At 71.6% G+C, this 26154-nt stretch carries 25 protein-coding genes; 11 read left to right on the forward strand and 14 right to left on the reverse strand.

Annotated features, from left to right (window positions below):
- Positions 1-491: 491 nt before the first annotated feature.
- Both ADL15_RS05350 and ADL15_RS05355 read right to left on the reverse strand, forming a co-directional pair.
- Positions 492-899 (reverse strand): NUDIX hydrolase, encoded by a 408-nt coding sequence (locus tag ADL15_RS05350; protein WP_067685481.1) that lies wholly within the window; start codon positions 897-899, stop codon positions 492-494.
- Positions 896-1318 carry an NUDIX domain-containing protein gene (locus ADL15_RS05355; protein ID WP_394326914.1) on the reverse strand — a complete coding sequence of 141 codons (423 nt, stop codon included), beginning with the start codon at positions 1316-1318 and terminating at the stop codon, positions 896-898. Before ADL15_RS05355 ends, ADL15_RS05350 begins: the two co-directional genes overlap by 4 nt.
- A 115-nt stretch (positions 1319-1433) precedes the next feature.
- On the opposite strand from ADL15_RS05355, the gene ADL15_RS05360 reads away from it, so the two are divergent.
- On the forward strand, positions 1434-1922 hold the full coding sequence (locus ADL15_RS05360; protein ID WP_067685483.1) for a signal peptidase I: 489 nt from the start codon (positions 1434-1436) through the stop codon (positions 1920-1922).
- Here ADL15_RS05360 and ADL15_RS05365 read toward each other — a convergent pair.
- The 4 genes from ADL15_RS05365 to fabG form a co-directional block, all read right to left on the reverse strand.
- The gene (locus tag ADL15_RS05365; protein ID WP_067685484.1) at positions 1885-2664 is read right to left on the reverse strand and encodes an HAD-IIA family hydrolase; all 780 of its coding nucleotides are present in this window, start codon (positions 2662-2664) and stop codon (positions 1885-1887) included. The two genes, ADL15_RS05360 and ADL15_RS05365, sit on opposite strands and share 38 nt — an antisense overlap.
- Complete coding sequence (locus ADL15_RS05370; protein ID WP_067685485.1) at positions 2661-3692, reverse strand: ferrochelatase; 1032 nt, start codon at positions 3690-3692, stop codon at positions 2661-2663. The genes ADL15_RS05365 and ADL15_RS05370 overlap by 4 nt, the downstream gene beginning before the upstream one ends.
- 66 nt (positions 3693-3758) lie before the next feature.
- A complete protein-coding gene (fabI, locus tag ADL15_RS05375; protein ID WP_067685486.1) occupies positions 3759-4526 on the reverse strand; it encodes an enoyl-ACP reductase FabI in 768 nt (255 codons plus the stop codon).
- Between the two features lie 51 nt (positions 4527-4577).
- Positions 4578-5282 carry a 3-oxoacyl-ACP reductase FabG gene (gene fabG, locus ADL15_RS05380; RefSeq protein WP_067685487.1) on the reverse strand — a complete coding sequence of 235 codons (705 nt, stop codon included), beginning with the start codon at positions 5280-5282 and terminating at the stop codon, positions 4578-4580.
- A 212-nt stretch (positions 5283-5494) separates the two neighbouring features.
- On the opposite strand from fabG, the gene ADL15_RS05385 reads away from it, so the two are divergent.
- Together ADL15_RS05385 and ADL15_RS05390 are read left to right on the forward strand one after the other, a co-directional pair.
- Entirely contained in the window at positions 5495-6592 is a 1098-nt protein-coding gene (locus ADL15_RS05385) for a sensor histidine kinase (RefSeq protein WP_232343913.1), read from the forward strand.
- The gene (locus ADL15_RS05390) at positions 6589-7236 is read left to right on the forward strand and encodes a response regulator (protein ID WP_067685489.1); all 648 of its coding nucleotides are present in this window, start codon (positions 6589-6591) and stop codon (positions 7234-7236) included. The genes ADL15_RS05385 and ADL15_RS05390 overlap by 4 nt, the downstream gene beginning before the upstream one ends.
- A 514-nt stretch (positions 7237-7750) precedes the next feature.
- On the opposite strand, the gene ADL15_RS05395 is transcribed toward ADL15_RS05390, so the two are convergent.
- Genes ADL15_RS05395 through ADL15_RS05405 form a run of 3 tightly spaced genes read right to left on the reverse strand, consistent with a single transcriptional unit; the run spans position 7751 to position 10904 of the window.
- The gene (locus ADL15_RS05395; protein WP_067685490.1) at positions 7751-8701 is read right to left on the reverse strand and encodes a VWA domain-containing protein; all 951 of its coding nucleotides are present in this window, start codon (positions 8699-8701) and stop codon (positions 7751-7753) included.
- Positions 8698-9714: a DUF58 domain-containing protein gene (locus ADL15_RS05400; RefSeq protein WP_067685491.1), complete on the reverse strand. Its 1017-nt coding sequence runs from the start codon at positions 9712-9714 to the stop codon at positions 8698-8700. Before ADL15_RS05400 ends, ADL15_RS05395 begins: the two co-directional genes overlap by 4 nt.
- The gene (locus ADL15_RS05405) at positions 9711-10904 is read right to left on the reverse strand and encodes an AAA family ATPase (protein ID WP_083970936.1); all 1194 of its coding nucleotides are present in this window, start codon (positions 10902-10904) and stop codon (positions 9711-9713) included. Before ADL15_RS05405 ends, ADL15_RS05400 begins: the two co-directional genes overlap by 4 nt.
- A gap of 349 nt (positions 10905-11253) precedes the next feature.
- Between ADL15_RS05405 and ADL15_RS51065 the strand changes: the two genes are divergently transcribed.
- The 4 genes from ADL15_RS51065 to ADL15_RS05420 are packed head-to-tail and all read left to right on the forward strand — an operon-like array spanning position 11254 to position 13889.
- The gene (locus ADL15_RS51065) at positions 11254-11475 is read left to right on the forward strand and encodes a hypothetical protein (protein ID WP_083970937.1); all 222 of its coding nucleotides are present in this window, start codon (positions 11254-11256) and stop codon (positions 11473-11475) included.
- Positions 11476-11499: 24 nt separating this feature from the next.
- Positions 11500-12000 (forward strand): PH domain-containing protein, encoded by a 501-nt coding sequence (locus ADL15_RS05410; RefSeq protein WP_232343915.1) that lies wholly within the window; start codon positions 11500-11502, stop codon positions 11998-12000.
- A complete protein-coding gene (locus tag ADL15_RS05415; RefSeq protein ID WP_067685493.1) occupies positions 11997-13487 on the forward strand; it encodes a PH domain-containing protein in 1491 nt (496 codons plus the stop codon). The genes ADL15_RS05410 and ADL15_RS05415 overlap by 4 nt, the downstream gene beginning before the upstream one ends.
- A 3-nt stretch (positions 13488-13490) precedes the next feature.
- Positions 13491-13889: a thioesterase family protein gene (locus tag ADL15_RS05420; RefSeq protein ID WP_232343916.1), complete on the forward strand. Its 399-nt coding sequence runs from the start codon at positions 13491-13493 to the stop codon at positions 13887-13889.
- 16 nt (positions 13890-13905) lie between these two features.
- Here ADL15_RS05420 and ADL15_RS05425 read toward each other — a convergent pair whose 3' ends face one another.
- Complete coding sequence (locus ADL15_RS05425; RefSeq protein ID WP_067685494.1) at positions 13906-14841, reverse strand: carbohydrate kinase family protein; 936 nt, start codon at positions 14839-14841, stop codon at positions 13906-13908.
- Between the two features lie 126 nt (positions 14842-14967).
- Here ADL15_RS05425 and ADL15_RS05430 point away from each other — a divergent pair, with 126 nt between their 5' ends.
- The 3 genes from ADL15_RS05430 (at position 14968) to ADL15_RS05440 (ending at position 17840) form a co-directional block, all read left to right on the forward strand.
- Positions 14968-15558: a superoxide dismutase family protein gene (locus tag ADL15_RS05430; RefSeq protein WP_083970938.1), complete on the forward strand. Its 591-nt coding sequence runs from the start codon at positions 14968-14970 to the stop codon at positions 15556-15558.
- 146 nt (positions 15559-15704) lie between these two features.
- Positions 15705-17177 carry an aminopeptidase P family protein gene (locus ADL15_RS05435; protein ID WP_067685495.1) on the forward strand — a complete coding sequence of 491 codons (1473 nt, stop codon included), beginning with the start codon at positions 15705-15707 and terminating at the stop codon, positions 17175-17177.
- A 162-nt stretch (positions 17178-17339) separates the two neighbouring features.
- Entirely contained in the window at positions 17340-17840 is a 501-nt protein-coding gene (locus ADL15_RS05440) for a hypothetical protein (RefSeq protein ID WP_067685501.1), read from the forward strand.
- A 75-nt stretch (positions 17841-17915) separates the two neighbouring features.
- Here ADL15_RS05440 and ADL15_RS05445 read toward each other — a convergent pair whose 3' ends face one another.
- From ADL15_RS05445 to ADL15_RS05455, 3 genes are all read right to left on the reverse strand, one after another.
- Positions 17916-18452: a hypothetical protein gene (locus ADL15_RS05445; protein WP_157441181.1), complete on the reverse strand. Its 537-nt coding sequence runs from the start codon at positions 18450-18452 to the stop codon at positions 17916-17918.
- An 87-nt stretch (positions 18453-18539) separates the two neighbouring features.
- Positions 18540-21722, reverse strand: coding sequence for a pullulanase-type alpha-1,6-glucosidase (pulA, locus tag ADL15_RS05450; protein ID WP_232343917.1), 3183 nt, complete (start codon positions 21720-21722; stop codon positions 18540-18542).
- A gap of 32 nt (positions 21723-21754) precedes the next feature.
- Positions 21755-22144 (reverse strand): hypothetical protein, encoded by a 390-nt coding sequence (locus tag ADL15_RS05455; RefSeq protein ID WP_067685497.1) that lies wholly within the window; start codon positions 22142-22144, stop codon positions 21755-21757.
- 215 nt (positions 22145-22359) lie between these two features.
- Between ADL15_RS05455 and acnA the strand changes: the two genes are divergently transcribed.
- Positions 22360-25137, forward strand: a complete 2778-nt coding sequence (gene acnA / locus ADL15_RS05460; protein WP_198170569.1) for an aconitate hydratase AcnA — start codon at positions 22360-22362, stop codon at positions 25135-25137.
- Between the two features lie 59 nt (positions 25138-25196).
- Here the strand turns inward: acnA and ADL15_RS05465 are convergent, their stop codons facing one another.
- Positions 25197-25853, reverse strand: coding sequence for a tetratricopeptide repeat protein (locus tag ADL15_RS05465; RefSeq protein ID WP_198170571.1), 657 nt, complete (start codon positions 25851-25853; stop codon positions 25197-25199).
- Between the last annotated feature and the right edge of the window lie 301 nt (positions 25854-26154).

Consider the following 26154-nt stretch of genomic DNA (forward strand, 5'->3'; position numbering starts at 1 on the left):
GGTCCGCGGTGGGGCGGGTTCGGGGGCGGTGGCGGTCGGGTTGTGCGTGCGGCTAGCGCCCCCAGGTGGGCGGCAGACGCACGCGATCTGGCAATGCGGACTCTTGCCGCCCTTCGCAGGAGCGGCAGGCACATCCGATCGGGCATCGTGCGCCCTCGCCGTCCGTGGAGTGATCGGGGACGGGTAGCGGGCACTACCCACGGCAGACACCATGTTCACCCCCGCCGGAAATCGTTACCCCGGCCCGGAGTGCACGGTCAGACACTCGCCGGCACACGGTCACCCGTGCCACCGCCGGCACGCCCGCCCGCGGGCATGCCAGCATGCCCGCCCGGCCGCATGCCCGCACGCGCGCTCGGCGTCGGCGGCTGGTGCTGAGGGGTGCCTCACGGGCCGTGAGGCACCCCTCAGCGCCAGCCGGGAACCGGAACGCACACCGGGCCGCGTGGATGCGGGACGTCGGGTGGGTTTGCGGTGCGCTCGGCCGCGGGTCAGTCGATCAGGTCGGCGGAGACCAGCTCGGTGAGGAGCAGGCGGATGGCGGGGGCGCAGCGCGGGGCGTCCACAGAGGTGAACCAGGCCAGCTCGGCGATCTCGTTGGCCGGGGCCGGGGAGATGTCCGGCGAGGCCGGTTCGCCGAGGAAGCAGACCAGGCGGACCTGGGTGCCGGGTGGGCGGTTGTGCGCCGGGGCATTGATCGTACGAAAATGGCGAAGCCCGTCGGCCGCGAGCGCGACGCCGACCTCTTCCTCGGCCTCCCGTGCCGCCGCCTCCGCGTCCGTCTCGCCCTCCTCGGGCTTGCCGCCGGGCAGGTAGAACGCGTCCGAGTCGAACGCCCGGACCACCAGCACGCGCCGCTTCCGCACGTGGACCCAGGCGGCCGCCACCACGTCGCTCATGCGAGCACGAACGTGGTGCCGGCCTCGAAACGGACCAGGTCCGCGAGGGTCTGCCGGGTGTTCGGGCCGGCCGTCTCGGGCAGCTCGCCGGGCGGGTAGAACGCCGCGTCGATGGTCTCGTCGGTCTCCCGCAGCAGCTCGCCGGACCAGGCGTCGGCCCGGCAGGCCAGCGTGATGTGCTGGTACGGCTGCCCGTAAGCACTCGTCGACAACTGCGACCCGGAGTAGAGCGCGAACGGGGTGACCCCGTGCACGGTCAGGCCGGTCTCCTCGAACACCTCGCGGATCGCGCAGTCCCGCAGGGTCTGCCGGAGCTCCATGGTGCCGGCCGGGAGGGCCCACCGCCCGTTGTCACTGCGCCGGATCAACAGCACCCGGCCGTCCTCGTCGCGGAGCACCGCGCGGGCGCCGACGGCCATCAGCACCCGGCCCGCTCCGACCGATTCCCGCAACTGCCCAAGGTACGAATCTTCCCAAGCCGGCACGGAAACGACGCTACCTCAGCGCCCCACCGCTCCTGCCGAACGGGTCAACGTGACCGTTTTCGCCCAGCATCTGCCACGTCTGGCGTGGCTCTGCGCCGCCGCCACCGGCGTCCTGCTGCTCTCCGGCTGGTCGGCCGCGGTGGTGGCGAGCGGGTCGATGCACCCGGCCGTGGACACCGGTGACGTGGTCCTCACCGCGCCGATTCACCCCGGGCGGATCCGGGCCGGGCAGGTGATCCGGTTCCGCGACCCGGGCCGGCCGGGGCGGACGACGCTGCACCGGGTGGCCCGCATCGACGGGCGGGGGCGGCTGATCACCCAGGGGGACGCGAACCGGGTCGCCGACCACCGGCCGGTGCCACCGGGCGCGGTCGTCGGGGCGGCCCGGCTGCGGGTGCCCTATCTGGGGTGGCCGGTGCTCTGGTGGATCCGCCGCCAGTACGGCAAGGTCGTCGCGCTGGTCCTGGCGGGCCTGACCGGCCCGCCAGGTGTGCTCAAGCTCAGATCTCGTCGATCAGGTCGGCGACCGAGTCGATGATCCGGGACGGGCGGTACGGGTACGTCTCGCTCTCCATCCGGCTGCTGATCCCGGTCAGCACCAGGATCGTCTCCAGCCCGGCCTCGAGGCCGCAGAGCACGTCGGTGTCCATCCGGTCACCGATCATCGCGGTGGTCTCGCTGTGCGCGCCGATCGCGTTCAGCGCCGAGCGCATCATCATCGGGTTCGGCTTGCCGACGAAGTACGGCTTCACCCCGGTCGCCTTGGAGATCATCGCGGCGACCGAGCCGGCCGCCGGGAGCAGGCCCTCGTTGGACGGGCCGGTGGCGTCCGGGTTGGTGCAGATGAACCGGGCCCCGCCGTTGATCAGCCGGATCGCCTTGGTGATCGCCTCGAAGCTGTACGTCCGGGTCTCGCCGAGCACCACGTAGTCCGGCTCGAACTCGGTGAGCACGTACCCGGACGCGTGCATCGCGGTGGTCAGGCCGGCCTCGCCGATCACGTACGCCGTGCCGCCCGGGCGCTGGTCGGCCAGGAACTGCGCGGTGGCCAGCGCCGCCGTCCAGATCGACTGCTCGTCCACCTCGAAGCCCATCCGGGTGAGCCGCGCCTGCAGGTCACGCGGCGTGTAGATGGAGTTGTTCGTGAGAATCAGGAACGGCTTGCCGGAGGCCTTCATCCGGTTCACGAACTCGGGGGCGCCGGGCACCGGCTCGCCCTCGTGGACGAGCACGCCGTCCATGTCGGTGAGCCAGCTCTCGATCGGTTTGCGTTCCTTCATGCAGCGGCTCCAGGTCGCTTCGCAGGGGGGCAACAGTTCGCCGGACAGACGTCCCAGGTCGGGAGCGTACCCAGCGTCGTGTGCGGTTGATCACTCAGCCGCTCCTCCACCAGTTCGCGGACCATCGTGACGAACCGCGGGTGCACCCCCGGGGACGCCGCACGGACGAAACCGAGGCCGAGCCGGGCGGCGGTGTCCTTCGCCTCGTTGTCCAGGTCCCAGAGCACTTCGAGGTGGTCGGAGACGAAACCGATCGGGCTGACCACCACGTCGGTGACGCCCTTCTCGGCCAGGGCCTCGAGGTGATCGTTGATGTCCGGCTCGAGCCACGGGACCTGCGGCGGGCCGGAACGGCTCTGCCAGACCAGGTCGTACTCGACGTCGTCGGCGGCCCGGGCCTGCACCAGCCGGGCCGTCTCGGCCAGCTGATCGGTGTAGCGGTTGCCGGTCGGGCCGGCGTTGCGCGCCATGCCGGACGGGATGGAGTGCGCGGTGAACGCGACCCGGGTGGTGGCGCGGCGGGCCGGGTCGAGGGTGCCGAGCGCGGCACGGACCGCCTCGGCGTGCGGCTCGACAAAACCGGGATGGTCGTGGAACTGCCGCAGCTTGCTGATCCGCGGCGCTTTCGGCCCGACGTGCTCACGGGCCGCGGCGATGTCCTCCCAGTACTGCTTGCAGGAGGAATAGCCACCGTACGCACTGGTCGCGAAGCCGAGCGCGTGCTCGACCCCGTCGTCGCGCATCTGCGCCACGGTGTCGGCGAGCATCGGCTGCCAGTTCCGGTTTCCCCAGTACGAGGGCAGGCCGATGCCGTGCGCGGCGAACTCGGTGCCGACCGCGGCGAGCAGGTCGCGGCACTGCTGGTTGATCGGGGAGACCCCGCCGAAGTGCATGTAGTGCTCGTACACCTCGGCGAGGCGCTCATCCGGAACGCCGCGTCCGCGCACCACGTTGCGCAGGAACGGCATCACGTCATCAGGTTTCTCGGGCCCGCCGAAGGAGAGCAGGACGAACGCGTCATAAACCACCCGGCCATCCTGCCACCGCGGGCCGCCGTAACTAGCCGGTAACCCCCTCGACGTGCACAAGCTCACCTACGCGCCGATGGCGTGGTAACCCCCGTCGACGTGGACCATCTCACCGGTGGTGGCCGGGAACCAGTCGGACAGCAGGGCGCAGACCGCGCGGGCGGCCGGCTCCTGGTCGTTCAGGTCCCAGCCCAGCGGCGCGCGCTCCGACCAGGCGTCCTCGAACTGCGCGAAGCCGGGGATCGACTTGGCCGCCATGGTCCGCAGCGGGCCGGCCGAGACCAGGTTGCTGCGGATGCCCTGCTTGCCCAGGTGCAGGGCGAGGTAGCGGTTCGCCGACTCCAGGCCGGCCTTGGCCACGCCCATCCAGTCGTAGACCGGCCACGCCTTGGTGGCGTCGAAGGTCAGGCCGACGACCGAGCCGCCCGAGCCCATCAGCGGCAGCGCCGCGGCGGCCAGCGACTTGTACGAGAACGTCGACACGTGCAGCGCGGTCGCCACGTCCTCCCACGGCGCGTCGAGGAACCCGCCGCCGAGACAGCTCTGCGGGGCGAAGCCGATCGAGTGGACGAGGCCGTCCAGCCCGTCGACGTGCTCCCGGACCTTGTCGGCCAGGCCGTCCAGGTGTTCCTTGTTGGTCACGTCCAGCTCGATGACCGGGGCGGTCTCGGGCAGCCGCTTGGCGATCCGCTCCACCAGCGACATCCGGCCGAAGCCGGTGAGCACGACCTGAGCGCCGTTCTCCTGTGCGAGCTTCGCCACCGAGAAGGCGATCGAGGCGTCGGTGATGACACCGGTGACCAGCAGCCGTTTTCCGGCCAGCAGTCCAGACAAGATTCTCTCCTGAAGAATTTTTGGAACAGATGTGGCGGGACCGGGAAGGGGTCAGTGCCCCATGCCGAGGCCGCCGTCGACCGGGATCACGGCGCCCGAGATGTACGCCGCGCTGTCGCCCGCCAGGAAGGTCACCGCGGCGGCGACCTCGTCCGGGGTGGCGAGCCGACCGGCCGGAACGGCCTTGATGATCTCGGCCTTGCGGGAGTCCGACAGCACGTCGGTCATCTCGGTCTCGATGAAACCGGGTGCCACCACGTTCGCCGTGATGTTCCGGGTGCCCAGCTCCCGCGTGATGCTACGGGCCACACCGACCAGGCCGGCCTTCGACGCGGCGTAGTTCACCTGGCCGGGACCGCCGTACAGGCCGACCACCGACGAAATGAAGATCATCCGGCCCCACTTGGCCCGCAGCATCTTGCCGCTGGCCCGCTTGGCGACCCGGAACGCGCCGGTCAGGTTGGTGTTCACCACCCGCTCGAACTGGTCCTCGGACATCCGCAGCAGCAGGGTGTCGTCGGTGATGCCGGCGTTGGCGACGAGGACCTCGACCGGGCCGATCTCGCGCTCGACGAAGCTGAAGGCGGCGTCCACCGACTCGGAGTCGGTGATGTCGCACTGCACGCCGAACAGGCCGTCCGGCGCGCCGGATCCCCGGTGGGTGATCACGACCCGATCGCCCTGCTTTTCGAACGCCCGGGCGATGGCCAGGCCGATGCCACGGTTTCCGCCGGTCACCAACACGGTGCGAGGCACAGCGCAACTCCTTCGAGAAGGTCGGGTCATACCCTGGTAGGGGGTACCGCAGGGGCACGACAACGCTGTCGTCCCTGATTAGCCTGCTGGGAATGGAGACTAACGGCCCTGAGCGGCACCACACGGTGATGGGGCCGCTGACTTACCTAACGTTCAAAAGGGAAACGCCCAGGCCGCCGGTTCGGCGACGCCAGGTCAGACATGCGCTTCCGGTGCTCCTGTTCGCGCTGGCCGGGCTGGCCCTGGCGATGGCCGCGAGCCTCGAGGAGACCCGGGACCTGCCGAACCTGGCGATCTGGGCCCTCGCCGCCGGTGCGGTGCTGCCGGTGGCGGTCTCCTACCGCCGGCCGGTGGCGGCCTGGCGGCTGGCGTTCGTGATGCTCTTCGTCGGCGTGATCAACGCGGTGGTCCCGCTCCGGGAGCCCTGGCCGTGGAACGCGGTGCAGATCCTCGGCACGCTGTTCGTGCTGGGCCGGCTCGCCGCGGTCAGCGAATCGCTCGTCACCATCTGGGCCACGCTGCTCACCCTGATCCCGGTTTTCCTGTACGCACCGGACGCCAACGCCTGGGGCGCCGCCGTGGGAGTGGTGGCGGTCTCGGCGATCGGCGACATCCTGTCCCGGCGCCGGCGCACCCGCGAGCTGCTGGACGAGCAGACCGAGCTGAACGAGCTGGAGCGCGCCAAACGGGCGCTGCTGGAGGAGCGCACCCGGATCGCCCGGGAGATGCACGACGTGGTGGCGCACCACATGTCGATGATCGCGGTGCAGGCCGAGACCGCGCCGTACCGGCTGGCCGGGCTGGCGGACGAGGCGAAGGACGAGCTGGCCTCGATCGCCGGGTCGGCCCGGCAGGCGCTCACCGAGATGCGCCGGGTGCTCGGCGTGCTGCGGTCGGAGGACCAGCAGGCCGAGCACGCGCCGCAACCCGGCTACCCGGACATCGCCGAGCTGGTGGGCACCGCGCGACGGGCCGGGCTGCCGGTCACCGAGGAGCTGCCGGCGCTGACCGGGATCGGCGAGGCGGCCGGGCTCACGGCGTACCGGATAGCGCAGGAAGCCCTGGCCAACGCGGCCCGGCACGCGCCGGGCGGCCCGGTGCGGCTGGTCGCCCGCGCCGACGGCGACCGCTTGGAGCTGCGGATCAGCAACGAGCTGACCGGCGCGCCGGGCCCGGCCCAGAAGGGCGGCCACGGATTGATCGGCATGCGTGAGAGAGTCGCCCTGCTCGGCGGTGAGCTCTCCGTCGGGCCGGACGGCGCCGGCGCCTACCAGGTCCTGGCGCGCCTTCCCCGGGAAGAGGCTCGATGATCAAAGTGTTGATCGCGGACGATCAGGCGATGGTCCGGCAGGGTTTCGGCGCGCTGCTGGCCGCCCAGCCCGACCTGCTGGTGGTCGGCGACGCGGCGGACGGCGCGGCCGCGGTCGCCGCGGCCCGCGACCTGAACCCGGACGTGGTGCTGATGGACGTGCGGATGCCGGTGATGGACGGACTGGAGGCCACCCGCCGGCTGGCCGGCGGACCGAAAGTGCTCATCCTGACCACCTTCGACCTGGACGACTACGTGTACGAAGCGCTGCGCGCCGGCGCCAGCGGCTTCCTGCTCAAGGACGCCCCGGCCGCCGACCTGGTGCAGGCGGTGCGCGTGGTGGCGGCCGGCGAGGCGCTGCTCGCCCCGTCGGTGACCCGCCGCCTGATCGCCGAGTTCGCCGCCCGGCCGCAGTCCGCCCGGCCCCGCCCGGTGGCACTGAACGCGCTCACCCCGCGGGAGACCGAGGTGCTGCGGCTGATCGCGCGCGGCCGGTCGAACCAGGAGATCGCCGCCGACCTGGTGGTCGCCGAGCAGACGGTGAAGACCCACGTCGGGCGGATCCTGACCAAACTCGGGCTCCGGGACCGCGCTCAGGCGGTGGTTTTCGCCTACGAGACCGGACTTGTCGCCGCCGGCGAGTGACCCGTCCGGGTGGTCCTCACCACCGGTGTGGATCCCGAGTTTCTTAAGTCGCGCTTAAGAGGTACGCTCCTGCACGGTTCCCAGGCCCGACGACTTCGCGGAGGTGATCGCTGTGCGAGATAGCGATCCTCCTAGTCGTGGCCGGGACGCTCGTCAGCGTTTCTGACCGCTGACACCGATCCCACCCGCGCCCACCGGCTCGATCCTGTCCGCAGGAGAGCCGGCCGTGTCGTGTGCGCGCGACACCCTGGCCCGGGCATGGCCGCGATGTGACCTGCGCAATTCGCTTCAGTCACGACGCGGAAGGCAGTTTCCTCATGAAGAACCTCATCGCTCCCCTCGGTCTGACCGTCCTGTCGGCATGGGTCGTCCTGCTCTTCGTCCTCGCCTCGCACAACACCCCGTGAGCCGGTCGTCCGGCTGGTGCTGAGGGGTGCCTCCGGCACACGGAGACACCCCTCAGCACCAGCCGAGACCGGGACGCGCGCCTCGCGGCCTGTCCTCCAGCACGGGGCTAGGGCAGGCGGGAACTCCAGAGCAGGCTCGCCGCGGCACCGATCAGAGCCAGCAGCAGCGCGGTCATCGCGTACCACTGGGTCACCTCGCGGGGCTCGGTCCGGTGCCCGATCGAGCTGCCCATGTCCTCGTAGACCTGCTTCAGCTCGCTCACCGAGGCCGCCTCGTAGAAGTGGCCCTGCGTCCGGTCGGCCAGCTCCTGCAGCGACAGCCGGTCCACCGGCACCCGCTGCAGCTGGCCGCGGATGTCCACCACACCGGTGTCGGTGCCGAACGCGATCGTGCTGACCGGCACGTTCGCCCCGGCCGCCGCGGTGGCGGCGTCCTCGATCGACCGGCCGGACGTCCGGTACCCGTCGGACAGCAGCACGATCCGGGCCGGGGGCGCGCCGTCCGCGCCGTCCGACGGCACCGAACGGACCGCGTCCAGCGAGGTGAACACCGCCTCACCTGTCGCGGTCGCCTCGGCCAGCGTCAGGCTGTCGATCCCGGCCAGCACCTCGGACCGGTCCTTCGTCGGCGCGACGAGCACGTTCGCCGACTTCGCGAACGACACCAGGCCCAGGTTGTAGGTCGGCGGCAGCTCGCTGACGAACGCCTTCGCCGCCTCCTGCGCCGCCTCGATCCGGGTCGGCGCCACGTCGTCGGCCTGCATCGACAGCGACACGTCGATGGCCAGCATCACAGTGGCACGCTCGAGGGGCTGCTCGGTGTCGACCGACGGCCGCGCGGTGGAGAAGGCCAGCGCCGTCATCATCAGCAGGAACGCGGCGGCCGACACGTGCCGGCGCCAGCCCAGGCCCTTCGGCGCCAGGCTGCGCAGCAGGTCGACGTTGGTGAAGCGCATCGCGTACTGCCGTTTGTGCAGCTGACGCCACACGTAGGCACCGGCGACAAGAAAGACGGGCAGCAGCGTGAGCAGCCACCACGGCGCCAGGAAACGGATCATCGTGTGGTCCCCCGGGTGCGTGCGTGTCGTTGGGCGGCCACGAAGCGGACCATGTCCAGCAGCCAGTCGGTGTCGGTGCGCAGGCGCAGGTGCGAGGCCCCGGCCGCGCGCAGCGCCCGGGCGATCGCGGACCGCTGCTCACTCGCCGCGGCGGCGTAGCGCTGCCGCAGCTCCGGGTCGGCGGTCTGCACCTCGTGCAGCGCGCCGGACTCCGGGTCGGCCAGGGTCAGCACACCCACGTCGGGCAGCTCCAGCTCGCGCGGGTCGACCACCTCGATGGCCAGCACGTCGTGCCGGACCGCGAGCTTGCGCACCGGCCGCGCCCAATTGTCCACCGGCGCCAGGAAGTCGGAGATCACCACGGCCACCCCGCGTCGCCGCGGCGGCCGGTTCAGCAGGTCGATCAGGGCGCCCAGGTCGGTGCGCCCGGGCCGGATCCGGGTGCGCGCGATCGCCCGCAACAGGCCCTGCGCCTCCTTGCGGCCCGGCCGGGCCGGCATCCGGATCACCGACGGGCCGGCCGCTTGCTGCTCGGCCGCCGCGTCCGCCTTGCGCTTGAAGAAAGACCGGGAAGGACCACTTTCCGGTACGCCGGAGCCGGTGCCCACCACCGCACCGATCCGGTTGCCGCCCCGAGCGGTCAGGTGGGTGACGGCGGTCGCCGCGGCCACCACCAGATCGCGTTTGAGCCACTTGGCGGTGCCGAAGTCGAGACTGGCCGACAGGTCGACGGCCATCCACGTCTCCAGCTCCCGGTCGGCCACCGTGCGCCGCACGTGCGGCTGCGTGGTGCGGGCGGTGACCGGCCAGTCCATCCGGCGCACGTCGTCGCCGGGGCGGTACTCCCGGGACTCGCCGGCCTCGGTGCCCGGGCCGGGCAGCAGGCCCACGTAGTCGCCCTGGAGCAGGCCGTCCAGTTTCCGGGTGACCAGCAGCTGCAGGCGGGCGAGCACGGCCTCGGCCCGCGCCGCCTCCTCCAGCGGCGCCGGCACCGGCGTGGACTGCTGACTCATGATTGGGGGTGGCCGGGCCAGGCGGTGTTCGGCTGCGGCGGGTAGGGCACCCCGCTCGTGGGCTGCAGGCCGTTCGGCTGCAGGCCGTTCGGCTGCATGCCGTTCGGGTGGGTGCCGTTCGGGCCGGGCGGGACCATCGGGCCGCCGTTCGGCGAGGTGCCCTGCCGGGAGGCGACCGACGGCATCGGCACCGCCTGCATGATCCGGGCCACGATGTGGTCGGCCGGGATGTCGTCGGCGAGCGCGTCGTAGCTGAGCACCAGCCGGTGCCGCAGGATGTCCGGCGCGACGTCCTGCAGGTCCTGCGGCAGCGCGTAGTCACGGCCGCGGAGCAGGGCCAGCGCGCGGGTGGCCCGCACGATGCCGAGCGAGGCGCGCGGCGACGCGCCGTACTGGATCAGCTGGGCCACGTCGGGCATGCCGTGCTGTGCCGGCGCGCGGGTGGCCAGCACCAGCCGGACCGTGTAGTCGACCAGGGCGTTGTGCACGAACACCTGGTCGGCCCGGCGCTGCAGGGCGAGCAGGTCGGCCGGCGTGAAGATCTGCTTGGGCTCCGGAGCGCTGACGCCCATCCGGTAGACGATCTCGCGCTCCTCGGCGTCGGTCGGGTACCCCACCACGATCTTCATGAGGAACCGGTCACGCTGGGCCTCGGGGAGCGGGTAGACGCCCTCCTGCTCGATCGGGTTCTGGGTGGCCATCACCACGAACGGATCGGGCACGTCGTAGCTCTTGCCGCCGATCGACACCTGGTGCTCGGCCATCACCTCGAGCAGCGCCGACTGCACCTTGGCGGGCGCGCGGTTGATCTCGTCGGCGAGCAGGAAGTTCACGAACACCGGGCCGAGCTCGACGTCGAACTTCTCGTTGCTCTGCCGATAGATCCGGGTGCCGACGATGTCCGCGGGCACCAGGTCGGGGGTGAACTGCACCCGGGAGAACGTGCCGCCGACCACGCGGGCCAGGGTCTCCACCGCGAGGGTCTTGGCCACGCCGGGCACACCCTCGATCAGGCAGTGACCGCGGGCGAGCAGCGCCACGAACATCCGCTCGACCATCCGGTCCTGGCCGACGATGACCCGTTTCACCTCGAACATCGCCCGCTCGAGCTGCGACGCGTCGTGCGCCGGCGGGACCGGTACGGCCCCCTCGGGGCTGGTCTCGGTCTCGGGCGTACTGGGCTGCGCCACCGGTCCTCCACAACGGTCCTGATCCGCCGGCTCGGATGCCGACGGTCAAGACTTACACGACAGACAACTACACACGGCTGAGAGGTTCCTAGGAAGTATGCAAACCCCCGTCGTCACCTGACCGTCATCATCATCCCGGGTGCCGCTGATCGCCGCAGCCCAGGGCACTATCGGCCGAACATGTTGATCTTTCTGCGCGATCCGCCGGAACGGGCACGCTCACCGGGTGGATACGTATCTCTTTGAACCGTGTAGCATTTACCACGTCGCCGGGCGGCTTCCCCCGTGGCCGCCCGGCGCATAACTTTCTTATTTATTTCTCCCACGTCGTTTCCTTTAAGTTAGTGACATGGTCGAGGAACTCCCCCCGCAGTGCTCCGCCAAGGGTTGTCGTGCGCCCGCGGCCTGGCAATTGCTCTGGAACAATCCCAAGTTGCACGCACCTGTTTACCGCAAGACCTGGCTGGCCTGCCCCGATCATCGGGTATCCCTGGGCGCGTTCCTGGAGGCCCGCTCGTTCCTGAAGGAAGTGACGCCTTTCGTGTCGTCGCAAGACGCTCCGGTCTCGTAGGGTTCAGATGTGAACGAGCCTTCGGTGCCCATCGCGGTCGATGCCCTGCAGCCGTGGCCGGACACGGTGACATGGCGTCCGGTCTCCAGCAAGCTGATCACTGTGGAGCTGATCGGGCTCGCCGTCTGGCAGGTGATCCTGGTGGTCGGCCTCGGCGTCGGGTGGCTGATCGGCCGCCAGTGGGGCTGGCTCGCCGGCATCGCCGCGGTCCTGCTGCTCGGCGTCTGGCGCGCGACCGTCGCGGTCCGGGCGGTCCGCGCCTGGGGTTACGCGGAACGCGACAACGACCTGATGGTCCGGCACGGGCTGCTGGTCCGCCGGCTGTCCATCGTCCCGTACGCCCGGATGCAGTACGTGGACGTCACCGCCGGGCCGATCGAGCGCGCGTTCGGGCTGGCCACGGTGCAGTTGCACACCGCCGCCGCGGGCAGTGACGCCCGGGTGCCCGGCCTGCCACCGGAGGAGGCGTCCCGGCTGCGTGACCGGCTCACCGCGCTCGGCGAGGACCGGGCCGAGGGCCTGTGAGCACCACCGAGACCCCATCGGCCTCCCCCTCCCCGGAGCGGGCCGACGCACCCGAGCGGGCCGACCGGCAACGGCTGCACCCGCTCAGCCCGCTGCTGCACGGCGCCAAGAGCCTGTTCGTGATCGTCGCCGCGCTCTCCTGGCAGACCCTGCGCCAGCTCGGCCCGACCCACTTCGCCATGGTGGTGCTGGCGCTCGCCGTCGGCGCGCTGATCTTCTCGGCGGTCGGCTGGTGGAACACCGGGTACCAGGTGGTCGGGCGGGAACTGCGGATCAGCGACGGGCTGCTGTGGCGGCGCAACCGGGCCATCCCGCTGGACCGGCTGCAGTCGGTCGAGCTGCGCAGGCCGCTGCTCGCGCAGCTCACCGGCCTGGCCGAGCTGCGGCTCGAGGTGGTCGGCGGGAGCAAGGCCGAGGCGCCACTTGCCTATTTGACCGTACGGGAGGCGTCCGCGCTGCGGGAGCGCCTGCTCGAGCTGTCCGGTCGTACCCCTCAAGGGTCAACCGCAAGCGGGGCGGACCCGGCGGCCGCGGCGCACACCGTGACCCCGCAGGAACATCTGCTCCTGTCGGTCAGCAACCGGGACCTGTTGATCAGCCAGCTGCTCACCCCGCAGGCGTTCCTGTTGCCGGTCGGCGTCGCCTGGGTGATCACGCAGTTCGTGATGGAGGGCTCGTGGACCTTCATCGGGATCGCCAGCACGGTCACCGCGATGGCCGGTGTGCTGCTCCAGCCGATCCGCCGGGTGCTGCGCGACTGGGACTTCCGGCTGGCCCGCGACCCGGGCGGCCGGCTGCTGCTGCGCTACGGCCTGACCGAGACCCGCAGCCAGGTGGTGCCGCTGCACCGGGTGCAGGCGGTCCGGATCACCTGGCCGCTGCTCTGGCGCCTCACCGACTGGCTCTACCTGCAACTCGACGTGGCCGGGTACGGCGCTCCGGAGCGCGGCAACGACACCGGCTCGGACCGGCTGCTGCCGGTCGGTGACCGGGACGCCGCCCGCTTCCTGATCGGCACCGTGCTGCCCGGCGTCGACCTGGCCGCGCTGGCCACCACGCCGCCGCCGTCCCGGGTGGGCTGGCTGCACCCGTTCGGACTGCGGTTCATGGGGGTCGGCCTGCACCCGGACGTGCTGGTCACCCGGGAAGGGCGGCTGGCCCGGGAGATGACGCTGGTGCCGTACGCGAGGCTGCAGAGCGTGCGGGTGGTGCAGGGGCCGCTGCAGCGGATGCTCGGGGTGGCCACGGTCTATGCGGACGCGGCCGGTGGGCGGTCCGGGGTGGCCCGGGACCGGGATCTGGCCGAGGCGTGGGCGCTCGCCGACGAACTGGCCCGGCGGGCGCGGCAGGCCCGGCAGCCGGTGTCCCCCGCGCCGGCCGGCCTGGCTTTCCCGGCCGGTCCGGTTCCGCCGGCCGGTTCTGTTCCGCCGCCTGCCGGTGGGGAAGCGGCGGACGACTCGTACTGGCAGCGGCCACCGCAGGCCTAAGGTGTGACGATGGAGCTACCCGAGTTCGCTCCCGGCCTGATCGCCCGGGTGGAGTTGACGGTCACCGATGCCGACACCGCCCAGTCCATCGGGTCCGGTGACGTGCCGGTGCTGGCCACGCCCCGGGTCCTCGCGCTGGCCGAGGCCGCGACGGTGGCCGCGACCGCGCGGCAGATCCCCGGCGGGATCACCACGGTGGGCACCCGGGCCGAGGTGGTGCACCGGGCGCCGACACCGATCGGGCGGACCGTGATCGCGGTGGCCACGCTGACCAAGGCCGAGGGGCGCACGCTGGTCTTCGACGTCGAGGTCCGCGACGGTGAGGCCGTGGTGGCCGAGGTCCAGGTCGAACGCGTCCTGCTGGACCGGCAGCGCTTCATCGCCCGAGCCCTCGGCGACTAGCCCCGTACCGGAACGGTCAGATCTTGCCCCAGCGGGCTTCGACCTCAGCGGGGCTCGGCATGGCGGTGGCGCCGCCCGGGCGTTCGCAGACCAGGCCGGCCACCGCGAGCGCGAAGCTCACGTGCCGCTGCCAGCCGGCCAGGCTGGCCGGGAGGCCGTCCGAGAGCAGGCGGCTGACCAGCGCGCCCATCACCGAGTCGCCGGCGCCGGTGGCGTCGATCGCGGCCACCGCCGGTGCCGGCAGCAGCGCGGATCCGTCCGCGGCGGCCACGTGGGCGCCCTTCGCGCCGCAGGTCACCACGACCGCGCCGGCGCCGAGCGCGCGGATCCGGTCGGCGGCCGCGGCCGGATCGCTGTCGCCGTAGAGCAGCTGGGCGTCGGCCGAGCTGAGCTTGACCAGGTCGGCGGTGGCGAAGAACTCCTCGACCAGGTCACGCAGGGCACTCAGCGCGGCGGCGTCCGGCAGCAGCTTCGGGCGGACGTTCGGGTCGAAGACGCGGACACCCCCGGCGGTGGCCCAGGCCTCCCGGGCCGCGGACCGGAACGGCTCACGGAGCAGGCAGATCGACCCGGTGTAGACCACGTCCGCGCCGGCCAGCATGGACCTGTCGAGGTCAGCCGGCGTGAGCAGGGAGTAGGACGGCGGCTCGCCGTAGAACGTGAAGGCCGGCTCGGCACCCTCGAACGTGGTGACGGCGAGCGTGGTCGGCACGTCCACCCGGCGCACCCCGAGGTCGCCGACCCCGGCCGTCCGCAGGAAGGCGGCGATCCGCTCGCCGAGCACGTCGGTGCTCAGCGTCCCGGAGTACTCCACCCGGCCGCCCAGCCGGGCCGCCCCGACGGCGACGTTGAGCGGCGCACCCCCGATCGCCTGGCGGTAGATCTGTGCGCCGTCCTGGTCGTCCTCGAGCAGGTCGATCAGCGCCTCACCCAGCACCACCGCGTAGCCCATGCCGCTCCTTCCGCGTTCCGTGCCCCCGCCACGTACGGGCGGGGTTTCAGCCTCGCGCTCCGCGGCGGGGAAATCCAGCGTGTGGTTATGTCGACCGGATAAATCCGCTTTTGCGAGAATTGGGGAATGATGGTTCACCGATTACTCCCCGCACTGGCCGGACCCCTGCTGCTCGGGCTGGCCGCGACACCCGCCTCGGCCGCCCCGGCGCCCGGTCCGGCGGTTTTCCAGAGCTGGACGGCCGGCGCCCAGGCGGTCACCTACGACCCGGTCGTGGTGCCGCTCGGCGCCACCGCGCAGGTCGAGTTCAGCTCGACCGGGCACAACCTGTGGGTACGGCTCGGCGTGACCGGGCTGGTGCCCGGCCGGGCGTACGGCGCGCACATGCACGTGGCGGCGTGCGCCGCGGACCCGAAGGCGGCCGGCCCGCACTTCCAGCACCAGCACGACCCGGCCGCGACCAAGGAGAAGCCGTCGTCCGACCCGGCCTTCGCCAACGCCGTGAACGAGATCTGGCTGGACTTCACCGCCGACGCGCGCGGGGCGGCGACGGTGAGCCGGTCGCAGCGCTGGATGTTCGCCCGCGATCAGCGGCCCAAGTCGCTGATCCTGCACGCCGAGACCACGAAAACCGGGCCGGGTGTCGCCGGGACGGCCGGCGCCCGGGTCGGCTGCCTGAACCTGCCGTTCGGCTACGGCGGGACCGGCGCGCGCTGACCCTGCGTACAAAACAGGTCTTTTCAAACACCGAGTCGGCCGGGCCTCGCGGTCCGGCCGCGGTCTCAGCCACCTACCGCGCACTGCTTTCCGCCGGGGACAAGCGGTAACGTCGGGGAACAGTTGAGAACGGGAGGCACCACACCATGGCGCAGAAGAACGACGGCGCGCAGCCCGCACCCAAGACGGAGTCACACGACCCCGCCTTCCCGGAAGCGTTCCTGCAGTTCATGCGCACCGGCTGGCGCGAGGACCCGATCGCGGTCGCGCCGCTGCCCGAGGTGCCGAACTACGAGAAGCGCCGGGCCGCGCTCTCCGAGGCGTTCCCCGGCGAGACCCTGGTCATCCCGAGCGGCAACGAGAAGGTGCGCGCCAACGACACCGAATACTCGTTCCGTCCGGGCAGCGACTTCTTCTACCTGACCGGCGACCGCGACCCGGACAGTGTGCTGATCCTGCACCCGACCGCGTCCGGTCACGAGGCGGTGCTCTTCACCCGGGAGCGCAACTCCAAGGAGACCGACCGGTTCTTCCGGGACCGCAACGGTGAGCTGTGGGTCGGCCGCACGCACACCCTCGCCGAGAAGGCCACCGAGATCGGCCTGGAGACCGCGTCGCTGGGTCACCTGGGTTCCGCCCTGGCCCTCTCCGCGCCGGGCCGCACGCGGGTGCTCCGCGGGCTGGACCCCAACATCGACCGCGCCGTGCTGGCCTACGAGCCCGACCGGGACAAGCCGCGCGACCGCGAGCTGGCCCGGGTCATCTCCGAGCTCAAGCTGGTCAAGGACGAGTGGGAGATCGCCCAGCTGCAGGACGCGATCGACGCCACCGTCCGTGGCTTCGAGGACGTCGCCCGCATCCTGCCGGCCGACCGCGGGGTCAAGGAGCGCCTGCTCGAGGGCGTCTTCGGCCTGCGCGCCCGGCACGACGGCAACGACGTCGGGTACTCCTCGATCGTCGGCGGCGGCGCGCACGCGACGATCCTGCACTGGGTCCGCAACACCGGCGTGACCACGCCCGGCGAGCTGCTGCTGATGGACATGGGCGTCGAGGGCCACAACCTCTACACCGCCGACGTGACCCGCACGGTCCCGGTCTCCGGCACGTTCACGCCGCTGCAGCGCCAGGTCTACGACATCGTGTACGCGTCGCAGCAGGCCGGCATCGACGCCGTCCGCCCCGGCGTGCTCTTCAAGGACGTGCACCAGGTCTGCATGCGGGTGCTCGCCGAGGGCCTGCACGACCTGAACCTGCTCCCGGTCAGCGTGGACGAGGCGATGGCCGAGGACAGCACGGTCTACCGCCGCTGGACCCTGCACGGCTTCGGCCACATGCTCGGCATCGACGTGCACGACTGCTCGAACGCGCGGAACGAGACGTACCGGGAGGGCGCGCTCGGCGAGGGCTACGTCCTCACCGTCGAGCCGGGGCTGTATTTCCAGCCCGAGGACGAGCTGGTCCCCGAGGAGCTGCGCGGCCTGGGCATCCGGATCGAGGACGACGTCCTGGTCACCGCGGACGGCTGCCGCAACCTGTCGGACGGCCTGCCCCGCACGTCGGGTGAGGTCGAGACGTGGCTGGCGGCGCAGCGCGAGGCGGGCCCGCGCCTGCCGGGCTGATCGTTTTCCGTATCTCGCCCGGCGCTGTCCGCAGCGCCGGGCGAGTGCTTTTTGCGGGCCGGTGCGAGTATTGACGGATCTTCCATGCCGCCGACGCTTCACCGCCGCCGATGCTTCACCGCCGATGTTTCGCTGCCGCCGATCTTGAGCTACGGAGCCGCCGTGACCGACGCCCGCGCCGCCCTCGTCGACATCGAGCAGTCCGACGGCCGGGTGGCCGTCCGGGTCCTCGCCGCAGGCTCCACGACCGTCGCGGTCGTGGAACGGGTCCGCGGTCCGAAGCTCCACCCGCACATCCCGATCGGCACCCGGGAACGCCAGCACCTGCGGATGATGCTCGACGACATCCCGGTCCACCTGGACCCCGGGCCGGGCCGGTACTCGCGCCACTCCTACCGGGTGGTCGTCGAGCACGAGGGCCACTCGTACGTCTACCGTCCGAAGACCCCGGACACCAGCCGGCTGACCCGGGACGGCTGGCGGCTCGGCGACTTCACCATCACCACGAAGGGCGAGCTGGACGCGGACTGGCACGAGGAGGCCGCGCCCGAGCCGGTCGACGTGGCCATCGGCTATGCGCTGGGCGCGGCGTTCGGCGCCGGCGCCGACTTCTTCCTGGTGTCGATGCTCAACCTGGTCGACCAGGCCGACCCCGGCCACTGACCGCCGCGCCACTGACCGCCGCGCCGCCTGCGCCGCGCCGCTCCCCGCCGCGATCTTGGGGAGCGGCGCGCCGGGTCAGCCGATCTTGTAGTCGGAGACCGCCCAGCACTCCGCGCCGGTCGCGGCGTCGGTCACGTTGATGCTGACCTTGACCGGGTGACCGTCGGTGGTGTCGTACTCCGAGGTCGCCTGGCCGCCGTCGTCCGAGGTGGTCTGGACCATCGCGAGCAGCTCACCCAGGCTCGGCACCTCGATCTCCTCGCCCTCGTCACCGGTGATCGGGCCGAGGTCGACGGCCGCCGACGCGTCCGGGGCGGCCGCCGAGGCACCCACCCGGGCGTAGCCGGTGACCTTGCCGTCCTGCACGTTCGCCCGGTACCGGCCGAGCGGCGCGGCGGCGTCACAGCCGCGGGTCAGCACGTAGGAGTAGGCGGCCGGCTCCGTCCAGGCCGGCGCGGAACCACCGGCGGCCGGCGCACCGGACGCGGGCGCCGCCGCCGAGGTCGCCGGGTCGGTGAACTTCGGCTCGGACGACGAACTGCATCCGGCGATCACACCGACCAGGGTGACCGCACCCAGACCCGACCAGAGCCGGGCACGCGCGAACCGCACGACGACCTCCACTAAGGGTGCCCGCCGCCCACCGGCGCGCACGCGGCGCAATCTAGCGCAGCCGCGCACGCTCCCCGGTGGCCGGGATCAGGCCAGGTCGGCCACGAAGACGGCGACCTGGCGGGCCGGGACGGTCAGCTCCGCGCCGTCCAGCTTGGTCACCGCGGACGCGCCGCGCAGCACCGGATCGACCGAGGCGGTCAGTTCCGGGTGCAGCCGCAGCGGGCCCTCGCCCGGGACCACCTGGCAGGTCGGCTCGTCGGTGGCGTTGAAGACCACCACGAGCCGGCGCCAGCGCTCGTCCAGCCCGGTCCCGTCCAGACCCATCACGATCACCCCGGGGCTCTCCCCCGGGCCGCCGAGCGGGAACGTCAGGCGGCGCTGCACCTCGTCGGCGGTGGGCAGCCCGAAGACCGGTGAGGAACGGCGGATCCGGAGCAGTTCCCGGTACCGCTCGGCGGCCAGGTTGATCACCTCGGCGCTCGGGATCAGCGCCGGGTCGGCGAGCAGCGGGCGGGCGTGGCCCCAGACCTCGCGGTTGTCGTCGAACGGCGGCAGGCCGGTCCCGAAGCCGTTGCCGTGCCCCGGATCCCAGCGGATCTGGTTGAACCAGTCACCGGAGTTGAACGAGTTGCGGTCCAGCGACTTCGACCGGAGCCGTTCGCTGCCCAGTGCCATGAACCCGGCGCCCTGGCCGAGCACCACCAGGGACAACGCCAGCACCTGCATCCGGGCGCGGTCGGCCGGGCGGGTGCCGGGCGGGAGTTTGAACGCCATCGCGTCGTACAGGATCTCGTTGTCGTGGGCGTCGACGTAGTTGACCGTCTCGCCCGGCGCGGACGCGTAGCCGCACGGGGAACCGTTGTAGTCCACCTGCGCGCCGCTGCGCTCCACCCCGTCGTGGGTGACGAACCGGTACGTCGCCAGCCCACCCGCGAGTCCGACTTTGATCCGATCGTGCACGAAGCCCGGGGTGCGCTGGCCGAGCCCGGTGGCGAAGCCCGGCACACCCGGGTCGCCGAACGCGCCGCCGCCACGGGCCGCGTCCCGCATCCGGTCGTTGAACGAGCCGATCCCGGTGCCGGCCATGTTCACCTGAGTGGCCTGGGCGAAGCGGGCGTCGTACGCCACCTCGCCGAAGTTCCAGCCCTCGCCGTACAGGCAGATGTCGCGGCCGTGCTCGACCCGGTGGTCGAGGGCGATCCGCGCCTCCAGGATGTTGGCCCGCGGGTGGTGACCCATCAGGTCGAACCGGAACCCGTCGATCCGGTACGCCCGCGCCCAGGTGACCAGCGAGTCGATGACCAGCCGGCCCATCATCATGTGCTCGGGCGCGGTGTTCGGGCAGCAGGTCGACTCGGCGGTGCTGCCGTCGGCGAGCAGCCGGTGGTAATAACCCGGCACGATCCGGTCGAGCACGCTGAACCGGTCGAGCCCGTCGCGCATGGTGTGGTTGTAGACGACGTCGAGGACCACCCGCAGCCCGGTCGCGTTGAGCGCGGCCACCGCGGAGCGCATCTGCAGGATCCGCGCGGTCCCGGCCGGGTCGGTGGCGTAGCTGCCCTCCGGCGTGGTCCAGTGCCACGGGTCGTAACCCCAGTTGTAACCGTCCTCGTCGGCCACCGCCATCACGGCGCGCTGCTGCTCGGGCGAGTCCGGCGGGAGGGTGACCAGGTCGCAGGCGGGCTGGGCCTGGTCGGCGCGGTGGTCCGGCACGGTGCCGAAGTCGTTGACCGGCAGCAGGTGCACGTGGGTCAGCCCGGCCTCGGCGAGCGAGCGCAGGTGCCGCATCCCGTCCGAGCCGGCGTGCGTGAAGGCCAGGTAGGTGCCGCGTTCGGCGGCCGGCAGCGAGCCGTCGCCGATCGAGAAGTCCCGGACCGACACCTCGGCGATCTGCATCCGGGCCGGCGCCACGGCCGCCGGTTTCGCCGCGTCGTCCCAGCCCGGCGGCTTGAGCTCGGCCGCGTCCAGGTCGACGAGCTGGCTGTGGGTGGAGTCGGCGGCCAGCGACACCGAGTAGGGGTCAGTCACGCTCGTCGTCACGACCCGCTGGGCGGCCGGGTGCCAGGTCTCGACCCGGTAGCGGTAGAACCGCCCGAGCCACTTCCGCTTGACCGGAATCGACCAGACGCCGGTGAGGTCGTCGCGGTCCATCGGCAGGATCCGCGGTTCGCTGCCGGGTTCGCGGGACAATTCCAGTTCGACGGTACGGGCGGTCGGCGCCCACACGGCCAGCTGTGGCCGGTCCACGTCCAGGGTCAGCCCCAGATCGGCGTCCGCCGCCTCCAGGTAGAGGTCGTCGAGCACGCCGGCGATCTGCACCGCCGTCCGGGCGACGAGGTCACCCGCCGTGTCCCGTCCCTCGATCAGCAGCCGGTCGCGCAGCAGCCCGCCGAGCACCCGGTCGCCCAGCTCCCGGACGGCGAACGCCCGATACGCCCGCAGGTGCGGGAACCGCCGGCTCTGCGCCTGGAACAGCCCGCCCGGCCGGGGCGTGAGCGCCAGCGTGGTCTCCGCGGTGAGCAGCTCGAAGGTGGCGGCCCGGGCGGCGAACCACTCGGGCAGCGCGATCGTGGTGCGGTCCACGAAGACCGCGAACGAGCGGGCCGGGTCCAGCTCCGGGCCGAGCGTGCCCAGGTCGGGGCGGACCGGCTCGGTGGTGCCGGCCAGCAGCCAGACCTCCCGGGTGACGGTCAGGTCGAGGCGCTGGTCGTCGGGCAGGTCCTTCCGCTCGGACTGGTGCAGCACGTAGCGCAGGCCGACGGCGTCCGGCTTGAGCGGGACGCGGAACACCGCCCCGTACCCGTCGAAATCGGTCGGCTCCAACGGCGTACCCCAAAGGGTCTTGCCTTTGATCGGAACGCCTTCCCAGACGTGCAGTCCCCACCCGGAGTAGTCGCCGTCCGGGCGCCGGTAGTGGAGCACGGCGAAGCCGGGATCCGGTGGCGGGGCGGCCGGGACCTGGTGGACGCGGCGGTCGCCGGCGTGCAGCAGGATCGCCGTCGTGGTGCGGACGTCCACCCGCCGGTCGAGATCGACGTCCTTGACGCCGGAGGAGTGCACCACCACGAAGCCGACGTCGGCGGCCTCCGCGGACAGGCGCACCCAGGCGAACCGCCCGTGCGCGTCCTCGCCGTCGAAGGCCTGCCCGGCCGGGAACGCGGCGGCCTGGTCGGGCGCGACGTCACCCCAGACGTGCAGGGCCCAGCCGGAGTAGTCGCCGTCGGGGCGGTGGTAGTGCACGATCAGCCAGTGCGGACGGGTCGTCACCCGCAACATCGTGCCACCGGGGTCCGGCGAATTCAGCGGGAAGCGATCACCGTTGTGATCAGCGGGCCGTCCGCGCCGGTCCGGATCAGGTACCGGTAGCGCTCGCCGGGGACCGCGTTACCCGTGCTGTCCAGGTATTCCCACTCCACCTCGACCAGTGAGAGGGCGCCGGAGAGCCGCTGCACGTCGTGGATCTGCGCGTGTGCCGCGACGATCTGCTGATCCCGATAGGTGGGAGCGGCGCCCAGGAACGACAACGCGACCGCGGCCGGCGAGCTGAACGTGAAGCTGTACGAGTCGGCGACCACCATCCCGGGCAGCGCGTGGCAGCCCGCGATGACCGCGATGTCGCCGGTGGTGAGCGCCGCACTGTAGCGGCCGAAGAACTCGGTGAGCTGGTCCAGATCCGCCGACGCCGTCATGCGCGCGATGATGCCCGCGGATCGACGAAAGCAAACACCGGCCCGGCGGGCACCCCTCGGCTGGGAGGATCGGCACGTGGACCCCGCCTTGCGATGTCTAGCAAGACGGACGTACGGTTTACCGAAGACGCACAACCGAGAGTTAGGCAAACCTAACCCGAAGGTCGCCCTTTCGGTGCGAAAGACTTGACTTCCAGTCGCTGGGTGTGAAGGAGATGACGGTGGCCAGCCTCGACACCTTTGGTGCGAAGAGCGAGCTGCGCGTCGGTGACGCGAGCTACGAGATTTTCGAGATCGACAAGGTGGAGGGCCACGATCGGCTGCCCTACTCCCTGAAGATCCTCCTGGAGAACCTGCTGCGTACTGAGGACGGCGCGAACATCACCGCCGACCACATCAACGCGCTCGGCAGCTGGGACCAGAACGCCGACCCCAGCGTCGAGATCCAGTTCACCCCGGCACGGGTGCTGATGCAGGACTTCACCGGCGTGCCCTGTGTGGTCGACCTGGCCACCATGCGCGAGGCGGTCAAGGACCTCGGTGGCGACCCCACCAAGGTCAACCCGCTCGCGCCGGCCGAGCTGGTCATCGACCACTCGGTCATCGCCGACCTGTTCGGCCGCGAGGACGCGTTCCAGCGCAACGTCGAGCTGGAGTACCAGCGCAACCGGGAGCGTTACCAGTTCCTGCGCTGGGGCCAGACCGCGTTCAACGAGTTCAAGGTCGTCCCGCCGGGCACCGGCATCGTGCACCAGGTCAACATCGAGTTCCTGGCTCGTACGATCATGGAGCGCAACGGCCAGGCCTACCCGGACACCGTGGTCGGCACCGACTCGCACACCACCATGGTCAACGGCCTGGGTGTGCTGGGCTGGGGCGTCGGCGGCATCGAGGCCGAGGCCGCGATGCTCGGCCAGCCGGTCAGCATGCTGATCCCGCGGGTCGTCGGCTTCAAGCTCTTCGGCGAGGCGCCGGCCGGCACCACCGCCACCGACCTGGTCCTGACCATCACCGAGATGCTGCGCAAGCACGGTGTGGTCAGCAAGTTCGTCGAGTTCTACGGCCCCGGCGTGAGCGCCGTGCCGCTGGCGAACCGGGCCACCATCGGCAACATGTCGCCGGAGTACGGCTCCACCGTCGCGATCTTCCCGATCGATGAGCAGACGATCGAATACCTCAAGCTCACCGGCCGGACCGAGCAGCAGGTCGCGCTGGTCGAGGCGTACGCGAAGAAGCAGGGCCTCTGGCTCGACCCGAGCGCCGAGCCGAACTACTCGGAGCGGCTCGAGCTCGACCTGTCGACGATCGTCCCGTCCCTCGCCGGCCCGAAGCGCCCCCAGGACCGCGTCCCGCTGAACAACGCCAAGCCGATGTTCCGCGACGCCCTGAAGAACTACGTGCAGGCGAACGGCCCGGCCGACGAGGCCAGCGACGAGTCGTTCCCGGCCAGCGACCCGCCGGCGAACCACACCGACTCCGAGGTGGACAAGCCGCACATCTTCAGCGCGGCCAACGGCGCCACCGGCCGGCCCTCCAAGCCCACCCGGGTCAAGGGCGACGACGGCGTCGAGTACGAGCTGGACCACGGCGCGGTCGTGATCGCCGCCATCACGTCCTGCACGAACACCTCGAACCCGCAGGTCATGATCGGCGCGGCGCTGCTCGCCAAGAAGGCCGTCGAGCGTGGCCTGTCCCGCAAGCCGTGGGTCAAGACCACCCTCGCCCCCGGTTCCAAGGTCGTCTCCGACTACTACGACCGGTCCGGCCTCACGCCGTACCTGGACAAGCTCGGTTTCAACCTGGTCGGCTACGGCTGCACCACCTGCATCGGCAACTCGGGCCCGCTGCCCGAGGAGGTCTCGGCCGGCATCAACGAGTCCGACCTGACCGCGGTCAGCGTGCTCTCCGGCAACCGGAACTTCGAGGGCCGGATCAACCCGGACGTCAAGATGAACTACCTGGCGTCCCCGCCGCTGGTCGTGGCGTACGCCCTGGCCGGCTCGATGGACATCGACATCACCACCGAGCCGCTCGGCATCGGGTCGGACGGCACGCCGGTCTTCCTGAACGAGATCTGGCCGTCCGCCAAGGAGATCGACGACGTCATCGCCTCCGCGATCGGCGCCGAGGGCTTCAGCGCGGCGTACCAGGACGTCTTCGCCGGTGACGAGCAGTGGCAGTCGCTGCCCACCCCGACCGGCAAGACGTTTGAGTGGGCCGAGGACTCCACCTACGTGCGGAAGCCCCCGTACTTCGAGGGCATGTCGGCCGACCCGAGCCCGGTCACCGACATCGCCGGCGGCCGCGTGCTGGCCAAGCTGGGCGACTCGGTCACCACCGACCACATCTCCCCGGCCAGCTCGATCAAGGCCGACTCCCCGGCCGGCAAGTACCTCGCCGAGCACGGCGTCCCGCGCGCCGAGTTCAACAGCTACGGCTCGCGCCGTGGCAACCACGAGGTCATGATCCGTGGCACATTCGCCAACATCCGGCTGCGCAACCAGCTGGTCGAAGGCGTCGAGGGTGGCTTCACGGTCAACCACCTGACCGGCGAGCAGACCACGATCTACGACGCCTCCGTGGCGTACCAGGCGGCCGGCATCCCGCTGGTGATCCTGGCCGGCAAGGAGTACGGCTCGGGCTCGTCCCGCGACTGGGCGGCCAAGGGCACCATGCTGCTGGGCGTCCGCGCGGTCATCGCCGAGAGCTACGAGCGGATCCACCGCTCGAACCTGATCGGCATGGGCGTGCTGCCGCTGCAGTACCCGCAGGGCGAGAACGCCGCGTCGCTGGGCCTCACCGGCACCGAGACGTTCACGTTCACCGGGGTCACCGCGCTCAACGACGGCACCACCCCGCGCACCGTGAAGGTCACCACGGACACCGGCGTCGAGTTCGACGCGGTCGTCCGGATCGACACCCCCGGCGAGGCGGACTACTACCGCAACGGCGGCATCCTCCAGTACGTCCTCCGCAAGATGCTCCGCGACTGACGTCCTGCTGCGCCACACGCCCCGTCTCCCCTCACCGGGAGGCGGGGCGTTCCGCTGTCTCAGCGCCCTCGCAGTGCGGCCGCCTCGGCCTCGGCGGCCAGGGCCTCCTGCTCCCGCCCGACCCGGTTCAGCGTCACCGCGTAGCTCGTCAGGACCAGCGCCAGCTTCCGCTCCGCCTCCGCCGAGACCGGCGACGCCGCCGCGGCGCGATGGTGCTCGACCGCCTCCGCGGCGTAGGCGACCGCATCCGCCCACCGCCCCAGCGCCGCGAGCCGGTCAGCGTGGCCGGTCAGCGCCGCCCCGATCTCCGGCTCGGCCCCGAGAGAACGCCACATCGCCACCGCCCGCTCACTCGGTTCCACCGCCGCTTCCGGCTCCCCCGCCTCGGCGAGCGCATCCGACAGGTCTGTCAAGGCGCGGGCCACGGCTTTCTGCGGCTGCCCGCCGACCGCTGCCACCTCCCGCGCGGTCGCCAGCCCCTCCGCCGCGCGTCCGGCCGCGAGCAACCGGATGGCCAGGCCGGCGAGCGCCACCGCCAGTGGCCGCGCCCGGCTCGAGTCACCCCGGGCCAGCACCACGGCCTCCTCGGCGGCCGCAACCGCCTCGGCGTGCCGCGCCACCGCCGCCAGGTATCCGGACTGCTGACGCAGGGCCCGCGACAACGGCCGCTCGGCGGACCAGACACCCGACGCGACGAGCTTCCGCAACACGGCCACCGCCGCGTCACCCTGCCGCACCGCGCCCGCCGGGTCCCCTGCGCGGTGGCTCCGATCCGCCTCCTCGAGGCTCGCTGCCGCCCGCTGCATCGGCCCGCCGCCGGTCGCCTGTCTCAGCCGTCGTATCCATCCGGTCGCCACCCCGAAGAATCTAGGGATACCGATCAAATCCCGCTCGCCGGTCGCCCCTCCCGGCCCAGAAATCAAGATCAAATTCATGATGTCGTGCGTCCGCCGGGGTACAGACCGCCGCTCCCGCCGGGACCCCTGCGGGCTTCGCAGGCCGCTGGCGCGTCCCGAA

Origin of the sequence: Actinoplanes awajinensis subsp. mycoplanecinus (assembly GCF_001509495.1) — a bacterium.
GTDB lineage: Bacteria > Actinomycetota > Actinomycetes > Mycobacteriales > Micromonosporaceae > Actinoplanes > Actinoplanes palleronii.